Consider the following 11,827-nt stretch of genomic DNA (forward strand, 5'->3'; position numbering starts at 1 on the left):
CATATCATCTCCCGTTTATGATGTGCAAGCAAGTGCTTTTCATCGATTCAGTGTCAGAATATTGGAGATGAGAGATAGGGTATTGTTATTGAATAACCATTATTTGTGATGATAAATCAATGTATTATGTTGTTTAATAATAGACATGTTTTGGGTTTTTCTGTTTTGGAACTTGCTTTTATGTTTTAAAGGTAGTGTCTGAGAAGTTTCTCAGACTGGAGAGCGTTCGACAACGAAGGTTGCCTCTTTTTCGAAAAAGAAAAAAGTGCAGAAGAAACTATGGCGGGTGCCGAGTGGTTACATGTTTGCAGCAGAAGATAGTGTTTAAATCAGAAGGCAAGCATTTGTAGAGAGATTTTCTTAATGGGGCGGGGTGTTCAATGTTTGTGCTGTCGTGTCAACAGAAAGAACAGCGATAAGTGTACCACTATGATAATTATAAATCATAAATTTTGTTTGCCCATCTGATGTTAAGATCTTCAAAGAAATATTGTGTTCTGAGAGGCTTTGCGAGAGAATCTGTGTGTTTTGGGGTAAGGAGAGGGTGTGGTGGAGTGTTTCTTTATTTTTGTGGTGAGAGGATAAGAGTTCTGTTTGTTTTGCAGATGATCCCGTTGCTATAATTTTGTAGACAACGCCAAACAGGACAGCAAGCATAAGAATGAGCGTTATTGCAATGGAAACAATCATTAAACGCATGAGTTTTTTTCTCACCCGTTCTACGGCTGGATCTAAGGGGAGGTCTTGAGGCAATGCATATTGCTCTGTTTGTTTGTCTTGTGAAGGTTGTATTTGCTGATTGTCCATTATGCTGTACTTTTCCACGGATTGGGTTGTGAGAGCTTGATGGGTTTATGCTTTTACGGTTTTTTGTGCAAGAGGTCTATAGCGGAAAAAGCTTAGAAATGGCGATAAGATGAGAAAATATCTGCTTTATGATTTTGAAAGACCTTATCATGCATATTTTGGCTTGTAAGCAGAAAATTGCCTCGGTTTGTCACAGACCAGATGAGTTGTACTTGTTGTTGATGTAGATTGGCCTCTATGCCTGTGCATTGAGCAAAGATTTGTTGCCCATAAGAAGCAAATTTTTTTGTCGAAGGTATCAGGGCTTGTTCACATGCTTGCGCTGTGGGATAGATTTCGATCATGCTATTGTTAGAATAACAGCTGTTAAAATCATCTGTGCATGAAACCAATAAGAGGATAAAAACGAGGCTATTCATAAAATATTTTCCAATAAAAGGTTGACAGCATAGAGCTCTATTTGTGAGCCTTAGGGCTTTTTCAAGGAATAAACGTTTTTAGAGCCGCTGTGTTCCGCTGTGACTTCGGGAGAGTGTCCTAACTGTGTGTGGGGGGAGGGTCTTTTGGTGAGCAGGGAGAGTTTAACAACTCTTGGCGTACTACACTGTTGTTTTTCGTTTTGTGGCGGGTGCACTGCTTTTTTAAGAAAAGATGTCAAAATAAGTGTCGGGAACACATAAACGATAAACAATTCCTTCTTCCGTTATTTGAAAAGAAGCCGAACCATTGACAGAGACAGGAACAATTTTTTCTAAGACAGCACTGCCAAAACAGGCTTTTTGTTCGCTAGAGAGAACGGTGCTGGCTGCAAAATTTTCAGTCCAAGTGATGAGAAGTTGCATCTTTCTATCGGTGTTGTGTTGGATTTCACAGCGTACACAGATATTGCCTTGTTCTTGTGAGAGGGCACCAAAAGAAAGAGAATTGACAATAAGCTCATGAAAAGCCAAACCAATATGTAAAGCGGCATTGGGAAAAAGATAAGGATCTTCTCCTTCAAGGGAAAAACGTTCAGTCTCTTTCATGAAATAACCAAGAGCTTGCGTTTGTACCAATTCACGAAATTGGGCACCACGCCAATCGGAATCGGTGATCAGGTCTTGAGAATGTGAAAGAGAATGGAGGCGTCCTTGAAATTTGCGTAAGAAAATCTGGAGCGATTCCGTATAGCGTGCCGTTTGGCTGGCAATGCTTTGAATGATGGCAAGAAGATTTTTGGAACGGTGGCTCACTTCTCGAAGCAATATTTTTAAGACTTGTTCGCGTCGGCGTAAGCCTGAAATATCAACTCCCGTGGTGATAATGCCGATAATATCTCCATGATCATTGCGGTGACAATCAATAGAAAATTTATACCAAATCACTTGCTTGGCCATATCCTCAAACCGTGCTTCAATGCTTTGCATTTTACCGGTCGCTAAAACTTGCAATTTAATGGTTTCCATATTATCCGCAAGATCAAGGGAAAAAAAGTCACTATCTCGACATCCTACACGCCATTTATTATGCAAATGCTGTGGCAAGTTTTCTGCCCATAAATAGACCAAATTGGTGGTCTGATATAAAACACAAATATCAGCGCCACGGATTGCTTGCATCAGAGCGCTTAAATGGGATGTATCCATCGGTGGCTTTTGAAGAGGCATCACGATCATAATGGAGATGTTACTCTGTTCTAGGCCGCTTTGGAGGCATTCTCTTGAAAGAATAAAGCCTGTGAAATCAGTGCTTTTACCATATCAGGATTAAAGGGTTTGGTCACTAAAAAAGTCGGCTCTGGACGCTCGCCCGTTAAGAGTCTTTCAGGAAAAGCTGTGATAAAGATCACCGGTATGCGGTCATTTTGTAAAATGTCATTGACCGCATCAATGCCTGAACTGTTATCGGCTAATTGAATATCAGCTAAAATTAACCGCGGTTTTTTCTTATGATACATGATGACAGCTTCATCACGGGTTCGTGCTATGCCTACCACCTGATGGCCAAGACTTTCTACCATTTGTTCAATATCCATGGCAATAAGAGGCTCATCTTCAATAATCATGACTTTTGTGGCTATTTGTTGAGAAATATCTGTTGAGGCTTGGGTGAGAAGCTTGCGGAATTCCTTCGCATCAAGAGACATGATTTCACTGGCTTCTTGTTCATTAAAACCTTCAACAGCAATCAATAAAAAGGCTTGGCGTGCACGCGGGGTTAAATACGATAATTTGGCACTGGTTTTTTGTTCAAGACCAAATTGTGGGAGCGGTTCTGGGATATTCGGTGTGGTTTGGTCAAAAAGATGGCAAAAAAGCCAATAGGTACTAATACGGTCACTGGATTTTTGAGGAAAAATTGAAATATCCGCAATAAGTGCTTCTAACATCGCGGAAACATAAGCATCACCGGAGGATTGGCTGCCTGTGACAGAGCGGGCAAAACGCCGAAGATAGGGAAGATGTGGTGCGATGCGTGTGGATAATGACATGATTTATAACTCCTTTGACCTTTGAAGCACTTTGTTGGTTGAAATCTTTGAAAGATAAAAAAGTTCCCCTGTCCGTATGGAACTTTTTATAGATCACTATATTTACAACCTTAAGGCGAAAATATTATCAGTGCTACTGATACTATATGGATTAGGGGGAGAAAAAATGAACGACCGTGATGAAAAAAATATCACCAATCACTGTATGTTTGGAGATGACCTTCTCGGGGTTAATAGTGAAATAGCACGAAAATTACGCCAATTTTATCTAGAAATTCAGGAAGAAGCACTGCCACGGCGTTTGTTGGAGCTTTTGGACAGGTTAGAGCGCGCTGAGCAATTTGGTTTAAACAATGTGGAAAAGGTTTGAACCTTTTATGGCAAAGTGCGTGAAAAACTTTAAGCAGGAACTCCTGCAGGTTCTACCAGCTTTACGAGCTTTTGCACTTTCTTTAAGTGGAAAGCATGATAAAGCAGATGATTTGGTCCAAGATACCCTTATGAAAGCATGGGCAAAGCAAGACAGCTTTGAAATGGGAACCAACCTTAAAGCTTGGCTTTTTACCATTTTGCGCAATGAATTTTATAGTCAAATGCGTAAAAGAGGCAGAGAAGTACAAGACAGTGATGGTGTGTTTACCCAAAATGTTGCTGTTCATCCTGCGCAATATGGATCCCTTGATTTGCAAGATTTCAAAAAAGCCTTAAATCTGCTTTCTGCTGATCAAAGAGAAGCCATTATTCTTATTGGTGCATCGGGTTTTTCTTATGAAGATGCCGCTGCTATTTGTGGTTGTGCTGTGGGAACCATTAAAAGCCGTGTGAGTAGAGCGCGTAATCGCTTACAGGAACTGCTCAAGGTCAATGGTGAGTCCGATTATGGACCTGATTCTTATTCGGCTGGAAGCACATTATGTTCATTTAATGGCTAAAAAAGTATAATAATTATGGTTAAGAACCTTGTTTTTTTTATTCCCGTTATAGCTATTACAGTAAAGTCAGTATCTGAGGAAATTCAAAGTGTTTAGCATATCTCTTTAAGGAAAATACGAAAAGCCTCTATGAAATTCTCTCACGGGTTTTGGTTGTTATGTTCCTGAATGAGTCTTCCTTTGTGCTGAAAAATGACGATTTTCAGGTTTGCCAATGGAAATTCTATGACACACCAGAACAAACGGCTGTCTCAAAGTAATTCTGCTGATTCAAGCATCTCAAGTTGGCGTTGGGTGGCAATTGTTGTTTCTCTTGTTATGGCTCTTTTGGCATCAAGCTTTATTATGTTGCTCTCAAATGCCGTTGATCGGGAAGTTGCACAATTGAATACAAGTTCAGAATTGCGCGAACAAGCCGATTTGGTGTTGATTGGCCTCATCGATATGGCTGTTGCTGACCGTAGCTATGCAAAAACCCGAAGTGCAGAAGATAAAGCACATTTTGAAAATACAGCGCGGGAACTTGAGGATATACTCGATTATACAGAGCTCATTGTTTATGCACATCCGCGGTGGTATGAATGGTTTAGCGCTTTTAAAAAGGAAGTCGAAGCGCGCAAAGCTTTTCTTAGTGCTCATATGCATGCGCTTGATGCACGTCCTGATCCATCTTTTCAACCTGCACCTGCTTCTGAAAGCCAGAAAATTCAAGTGGCACGTTTAGCCCAATTGATGACAAGCTTTATGAATGGCGATGATGTGGTGCGGCAAAAACAGCGCGAAGGTATCGCATTTATGCGGGCTGCGCTCACATTGGCTGCGATTGTTTCTGTCGTGAGTACTTTTGTTTCTGCTTATTTTGTCATTAATCGTTTTCGTCGTGATATACGCTCTTTAAAAATGTATCAATTACTACTTCATAGCGAAAATGCCGCTCTTGAAGCACGAGTCAAAGAGCGGACACAAGAATTAGAAAGCGCACGTAATCATGCTGAAAAAGAACGCCAACGGGTGGAAATGCTTTTACAGGATGCAAGCCACCGCATTGGCAATTCTCTTGGTACAGTATCTTCCTTGCTGGGGCTCCAATTAAATCGCAGCAAAAATGAAGAAGTGCGTTCTGTGCTTGGGGCGGCACGCGACCGTATCCAGACCATTTCTACGGCACATCGGCGCTTGCGCTTGAGTGATGATATGGAAACAACTCTCTTGGCAGAGTTTCTTAGTTCCGTGGTGCATGATGTCGAAATGGCTGTGCCTTTTGAATTGCGCGAAAATATTACTATTCACACCGATTTTAAAGATTGCCGATTGTCTTCAAGAGATGCCACAACCCTTGGAATTATTCTTGGTGAATTGCTGACAAATTCTTTAAAACATGCTTTTCCTGATCATCGTGCTGGTCACATTTATATTTCATTTGGGGCGGAGCCAAATGGACAGTTAATGCTTATTGTCGAAGATGATGGAGTGGGTATGAAAAACCAAACGTCGGAGCAAAAGACCGGTCTTGGGCGTTTGGTTGTGGAACAGCTTTGTATGCAATTTGGTGAAAAACCACTCTTTGAAAGCTCTGCTTTGGGAGGTACAAAAATTGTCATTCCTTTGCCAAAACTCAATGCAAGTGGTGCAAAAAACACACCGTCTACTCCATAAAGGGGACTTTACGATTTCTTGTTGTGGTTAAGCTTAAAAACAAAAAGACCTTTATAAATTGCTACAGCTCTTCGAAAGGGACTTTTTATCTCCATTTTGTCCTAAATCCTCAAGCAAAACAGGTTTGCCTGTTTTTCCATTATAAGCTTTTACGTGAATGTTTTTTTCTTGCACATTGACAAGATAGTAGTCTCCACTAAAAAGTGCTCCTGCTGTGTAAACAGGGATATTTCCGAAAACTTTATCATCTTGTGCACGGCAATAGAATCGAGAATGCTCATGTCCTACAAAGATGGCTTTGACATTATGAGATGTCATGAGTGATTTAAAGGCAGCGAGATTTTTTGCATTTTGAGGATGAAGAAAATGTGAATCATGATCGCCAAAATAGGGACGCGCATCGTGAAAATTGAGAATAGTCACTTTTCCTCTTTTATCAGCAGCTGCTAAATCTTTTTTCAGCCACCCCAGAGCTTTTGTTATTCTGACTGTCGTGTGACCATCCGATAAATGTGCAGTATAAGTTGGATAATTATGAAGCTGCACATAGTGAATATCTCCATAATCCCATGAGTAGCTTAAACTCCCAGTTATGAAGTGATGCACTTTTTCAAAACGAAAGGACCGACGAGACGTCACATGTTGATGAAACATAGGGAGAGAACCGCTATATTTTTCTATTTCTTTAAACATTCTTTTCACTGCACTCACCGCACAGGCATCCTTTGAAATATTTGACATTGGTATCGTACAATCATGAACATTATTGGCATAATCGTGATTGCCTAGTCCTTCATAGACAGGATAAGCCATGCTTTTATAAACATATGCATAGTCTTGATAGGTTTGGGGGCGTCCAAACTCCGTTAAATCACCATTGACGATATAAAATGAGGCGGCGTGGGATGCTAGTGCCATTGCAACTTTTCTATTTGTCTTTAGCCATGGTTCTCTATTGCTGTTCGCGTTAGGATCACCCGAATCCAAACGCCACGGTTGTGGATCGGCTGCTATGACAATATTATAATTCTTGGGCGTCTTTCTTTTTACGTACCAAATTGTTCTTGCGTTATCACCTACACCTTCTCTGCGTTCAAAATAATACTCTTTGTTGCTCGAGGTTGCAGAATATTGATTGGCGCCACTATAGGGGTTATACCAGCGAAATTTTAAAAGAGTTCCATCGTCTTGTATGCGATATTTAACCCATCCCCCAGATCCCGAGAGCCAAGCATTCGATGTTGTTGCTGCTTCTCCAAACAAGCCAGCTGCAATGATTTTTGAGGGACAAGTATCTCTAAAATAGTCACCGGTTTTCCATTCTCCACGCTCTAGACCTTTATCAATTAAAACCATAGAAGTTGGTGGATTGGTCAGTTCATTCACAATGTATACATTGGTTGAACGATCATCAAAGGCAATGCGTTTTGGTTTCGGTAATTGTTTTATAAAATTTTGTCTTGTTTCATGGTTTACAGAAAGATTTTGCCCAGGAGAAAAAGAAGGTTTGATGCAAAGAAAAATGGTAAAAAAAATCGCAGTGATTGTTCTATATTGGTATTTCATAAAATTATTATCCAAAACAAAAATAACTTACTAAAATACTTGACAGTCAGATATCATCAGAGGCGTGGCTCCCTCAAATCATAAGATTTGTATCATTTAAGATTGCCTAAATATGGTATTTATGATCCGATTTTTTAAATCTGATATATTTTTAAAAATTCTAGGGTTATTTTCATTATTTGGGGCCCTCTCTTTTGTTCTGTAGCGATTTGCAATTGTTTTTTGATTTTCTGTTTTAAAAGTTTTGTTTTGTGTTATTGCCTTATGGAAAACAAAGACTCTGGTTAAAACTTTTCATTGTGGATAGGATTGGAAAAAGATCAGCAATGTTATGAATAGGGGATAAGAAGAGATCATGCGGTTTTTTCAAGATGAGAGAGAAGGTATTTAAGGGAAAAATTCTTTTGTAGTTGGCTTTTTGCAAATTCTCTACCGAGCATCCCAAAAGAATGTGGAAGAATATTTTTGGTTATTGCTGTAAAACAAACGCAGGGGGGTGCAATTTACGGGCTTGTTTTAAAGAAACTTCTTTCAATGCTCCAAAGCACATTTGCACGACAGTGATCGTAAAAGGTATAACGGTCAATCCGTAGCGCTCTCCCTCTTACGCTTGTGAAGAAGAAAGCTGACTTTATCGTACACTTTGTTAGCCCTTAATGTTGTGACAGCCCTTGACACCTGAGACGGTTCATAAGGGGCATTTTTACCCCTTTCTTGTACAGTTTTTATTCATGCACTCACCCCTCTTGTGACGGACAAGGGGATGGTTTTGATTGATTCAATATAACAGATTTGAAAAGCGAAAATCCTACGCTCTTTAAATCTCTTATTCCATATGCAAAACAATAATTATTATTATAAATCAATAGGCTTTGGTATCAAGATAGTCTTGCTGGGGAATCCTTTTAAGCTGGAGATGTCTTGAGAAAAGGATTCATTTTAAAAGGTGGGTTTAAGAAGCATCTCCTGATGAAGGAGGTGGATTACTTAACAGAGAATCAATATTGTTTTTCTCCTCAAGGAATGCTTGTAAATCTTGGTTGGTTAAAGCTTTACCTTCGGGGATACGGATTCGCATGGGGTCGACTTTGACGCCATTAACAATGATTTCAAAATGACAATGGGGACCAGTTGCCATTCCTGTTGTTCCCACATAGCCAATCACTTGTCCTTGACGGACTCTCACACCTGGTTTGATGTCTGGTGCATAACGGCTTTGGTGTGAATAGCTGCTGATATATCCATTGCTGTGTTGAATTTCTGTATGGTTTCCATAGCCCCCTGTGACACCCACTTTGGTGACAATACCATCTCCTATAGCAATAATGGGTGAGCCTTTGGGGGCAACCCAATCAACACCTGTATGCATGCGCACATAGCCTAAAATAGGGTGTCTGCGTGGTCCAAATGGAGAACCAAAAACGCCATTGGGAGTGGGTTTGCGTAGCAAGAAAGGTTTGGAACTTTTGCCCTCTGAATCATAATAATCGATGCTGCCATCTTTTGATTGATAACGGTAGTATTTATAGGTTGTATTGCCAAAGGTAACACTGATATAACGAATTTCAGGATCTGTGTTGGTGGATACTCCTACGGTTTTTTGATTCTTTTTGCCATCCTTATTTTTTTCAGTATCACTTTGTTGGGGAACTGCATAAAATATTTCCAGTTGATCGGTTGGTGTTATGCGGCTTTTCATATCAATATTGGTGGCAAGCAGACGAATGAGATATTTTGAGAGAGATTGTGAGACATTATGGCTGAGCAAAGCAGTATAGAGTGCATCATAAACTGTTGGTAATTGTGCGCTACTGACATAAGCATGGGGAATACCATTCTGAAAAGCTGTTCTCAGTGCTTGGGACATTCTAGGTTCTGCACTTTCAACAAATTGCCCTTGATCATTGAGGGCAATGGTGAGAATATGGTATTTTCCTTGATAAATACTTGCTCGTACCAGATGATCTTCTTCTCCAGCTTGTGTCACAATACCAATGCGCAATAAACTTCCCTCCTTTAGCGTATCAGAATTGTTCAATTTTGTTAAAGTGCTCACAACCCGTTCAATTTGTTCTTTTGTATATTTGCTGTCTTTAAAAGCATCGGCTATCTTTTGTTTCCTACGAATAGGAAAAATATCTTCAGCATAGTTTTTCGTGAGATCAATGCGGCGGCTTTGAGGAGAAACGGTCACATTTTCTTGAACAATGCGAACCTCAGGGCTTTCTGTAAATTGTGAGGTAGAAGACAAGTCTTCTAATTTTAAAGGGTCAATGAGGGTGAGAATGGAGAGCAGTTCTTTGTTTTGTTCTAAAGTGAAGCCCGCTTTTTTTAATTCTTGTTGTGCTTCATCATCGGTTAGAGCATCTGCACCATCAAAGTCTATTTGATCAATGACAAAATTACGGTTGCTTAAGATTAATTTGGTTTCTACTTTTGCTCCATAAATATGTCCCGAATCTTGTAGTGTTGCAGCTTGAAGTTTCGAATCAGTGGCAAACATGTTTAAAGAATCAAATTTAGGATAGCTATATTGTTGGGGACGATTTTCGGCTAAAGCCATACGAATCCATTCAAAACGTTGGGTTTGGATGACTTTTTTATCGCCCTTTTTCTGCAAGATTGATAATTCAAATTGGCGTTTGCTATCAAAGCTTTGTCGTGCATGGGTGGGAGAAATACGATCACTCTTATATCCGTTGGAATCTGAGTTTTGGATTTGTGAAAGGTTGTCTAGCGCAAACCATTGCGGTGGTGTTACCAAACGTTGCTGTCCATCAAGGGCAGCAAAAAGAGCAATACCCATCAGAATGCAAGAAGTGATTCCGGTGAGAACTGTGCCTGTGAGCCAACGGACAGAAACTTGTCTGCGCGCAGGACGCAAGCGCTTGACTACAAGCGCGGGGTCTTGCCCGGGATCGTTTTTCTGTTGTTCATTATCCCACATGAATTTTTAGAATACTTTTCAAATCTTAAATAAGAGAAGGCTAGCATAGCTTTGTGTATTTCGACAAGAATTTGATTCTTTTTCCAGACAAAGCCAATTCTTTTTATACAGCTTATATAATGTTCTTCTTTATCATAGAGAAGAAAGTAAGAAGAGCAACAACAGTGTTGTAGAGGATATCAAGAGTATAAAACAAATGTGCAGGCACGCTTTGCCCCAGTAGAGCTTTTTTGAAGTATCTGTCTTAACGGTTCGTAGCTCAGTTTGTGTGTATTTTATTTTGTATCGAGTTTTGAGTGTGTTGTTATTTCAGGTTAGTATTATAATGGGATTATAAAAAGCATTCTTTTCGCTGAGGTAGAAGACAAGTCTTCTAATTTTAAAGGGTCAATGAGGGTGAGAATGGAGAGCAGTTCTTTGTTTTGTTCTAAAGTGAAGCCCGCTTTTTTTAATTCTTGTTGTGCTTCATCATCGGTTAGAGCATCTGCACCATCAAAGTCTATTTGATCAATGACAAAATTACGGTTGCTTAAGATTAATTTGGTTTCTACTTTTGCTCCATAAATATGTCCCGAATCTTGTAGTGTTGCAGCTTGAAGTTTCGAATCAGTGGCAAACATGTTTAAAGAATCAAATTTAGGATAGCTATATTGTTGGGGACGATTTTCGGCTAAAGCCATACGAATCCATTCAAAACGTTGGGTTTGGATGACTTTTTTATCGCCCTTTTTCTGCAAGATTGATAATTCAAATTGGCGTTTGCTATCAAAGCTTTGTCGTGCATGGGTGGGAGAAATACGATCACTCTTATATCCGTTGGAATCTGAGTTTTGGATTTGTGAAAGGTTGTCTAGCGCAAACCATTGCGGTGGTGTTACCAAACGTTGCTGTCCATCAAGGGCAGCAAAAAGAGCAATACCCATCAGAATGCAAGAAGTGATTCCGGTGAGAACTGTGCCTGTGAGCCAACGGACAGAAACTTGTCTGCGCGCAGGACGCAAGCGCTTGACTACAAGCGCGGGGTCTTGCCCGGGATCGTTTTTCTGTTGTTCATTATCCCACATGAATTTTTAGAATACTTTTCAAATCTTAAATAAGAGAAGGCTAGCATAGCTTTGTGTATTTCGACAAGAATTTGATTCTTTTTCCAGACAAAGCCAATTCTTTTTATACAGCTTATATAATGTTCTTCTTTATCATAGAGAAGAAAGTAAGAAGAGCAACAACAGTGTTGTAGAGGATATCAAGAGTATAAAACAAATGTGCAGGCACGCTTTGCCCCAGTAGAGCTTTTTTGAAGTATCTGTCTTAACGGTTCGTAGCTCAGTTTGTGTGTATTTTATTTTGTATCGAGTTTTGAGTGTGTTGTTATTTCAGGTTAGTATTATAATGGGATTATAAAAAGCATTCTTTTCGCATTTTTTTAAAAAAATGATATTGACTCTTTAG

At 39.7% G+C, this 11,827-nt stretch carries 9 protein-coding genes and 1 pseudogene; 3 read left to right on the forward strand and 7 right to left on the reverse strand.

Features of this window, described 5'->3' with window-relative positions; genetic code table 11:
- Positions 1-360 precede the first annotated feature (360 nt).
- The 4 genes from PVV64_RS07230 to PVV64_RS07245 form a co-directional block, all read right to left on the reverse strand.
- Entirely contained in the window at positions 361-807 is a 447-nt protein-coding gene (locus PVV64_RS07230; protein ID WP_273760426.1) for a hypothetical protein, read from the reverse strand.
- Between the two features lie 92 nt (positions 808-899).
- Positions 900-1,226 (reverse strand): hypothetical protein, encoded by a 327-nt coding sequence (locus PVV64_RS07235; RefSeq protein ID WP_273760427.1) that lies wholly within the window; start codon positions 1,224-1,226, stop codon positions 900-902.
- A 222-nt stretch (positions 1,227-1,448) separates the two neighbouring features.
- Positions 1,449-2,462, reverse strand: coding sequence for a PAS domain-containing sensor histidine kinase (locus tag PVV64_RS07240; protein WP_273760428.1), 1,014 nt, complete (start codon positions 2,460-2,462; stop codon positions 1,449-1,451).
- A gap of 20 nt (positions 2,463-2,482) precedes the next feature.
- Complete coding sequence (locus PVV64_RS07245; RefSeq protein ID WP_273760429.1) at positions 2,483-3,277, reverse strand: response regulator; 795 nt, start codon at positions 3,275-3,277, stop codon at positions 2,483-2,485.
- 166 nt (positions 3,278-3,443) lie between these two features.
- Between PVV64_RS07245 and PVV64_RS07250 the strand changes: the two genes are divergently transcribed.
- From PVV64_RS07250 to PVV64_RS07260, 3 genes are all read left to right on the forward strand, one after another.
- Positions 3,444-3,647 (forward strand): NepR family anti-sigma factor, encoded by a 204-nt coding sequence (locus PVV64_RS07250; protein WP_273760430.1) that lies wholly within the window; start codon positions 3,444-3,446, stop codon positions 3,645-3,647.
- A gap of 7 nt (positions 3,648-3,654) precedes the next feature.
- Positions 3,655-4,209 (forward strand): RNA polymerase sigma factor, encoded by a 555-nt coding sequence (locus PVV64_RS07255; protein ID WP_273760431.1) that lies wholly within the window; start codon positions 3,655-3,657, stop codon positions 4,207-4,209.
- A gap of 225 nt (positions 4,210-4,434) precedes the next feature.
- On the forward strand, positions 4,435-5,865 hold the full coding sequence (locus tag PVV64_RS07260; protein WP_273760432.1) for a sensor histidine kinase: 1,431 nt from the start codon (positions 4,435-4,437) through the stop codon (positions 5,863-5,865).
- A gap of 51 nt (positions 5,866-5,916) precedes the next feature.
- On the opposite strand, the gene PVV64_RS07265 is transcribed toward PVV64_RS07260, so the two are convergent.
- From PVV64_RS07265 to PVV64_RS07275, 3 genes and pseudogenes are all read right to left on the reverse strand, one after another.
- A complete protein-coding gene (locus tag PVV64_RS07265) occupies positions 5,917-7,431 on the reverse strand; it encodes a metallophosphoesterase (RefSeq protein WP_273760433.1) in 1,515 nt (504 codons plus the stop codon).
- Between the two features lie 952 nt (positions 7,432-8,383).
- A complete protein-coding gene (locus tag PVV64_RS07270; protein WP_273760434.1) occupies positions 8,384-10,378 on the reverse strand; it encodes a M23 family metallopeptidase in 1,995 nt (664 codons plus the stop codon).
- Between the two features lie 353 nt (positions 10,379-10,731).
- Positions 10,732-11,442: pseudogene (locus PVV64_RS07275) on the reverse strand (M23 family peptidase); the annotation flags it as partial.
- Between the last annotated feature and the right edge of the window lie 385 nt (positions 11,443-11,827).

Origin of the sequence: Bartonella sp. ML70XJBT.G (assembly GCF_028618575.1) — a bacterium.
Classification (GTDB): Bacteria; Pseudomonadota; Alphaproteobacteria; order Rhizobiales; family Rhizobiaceae; genus Bartonella.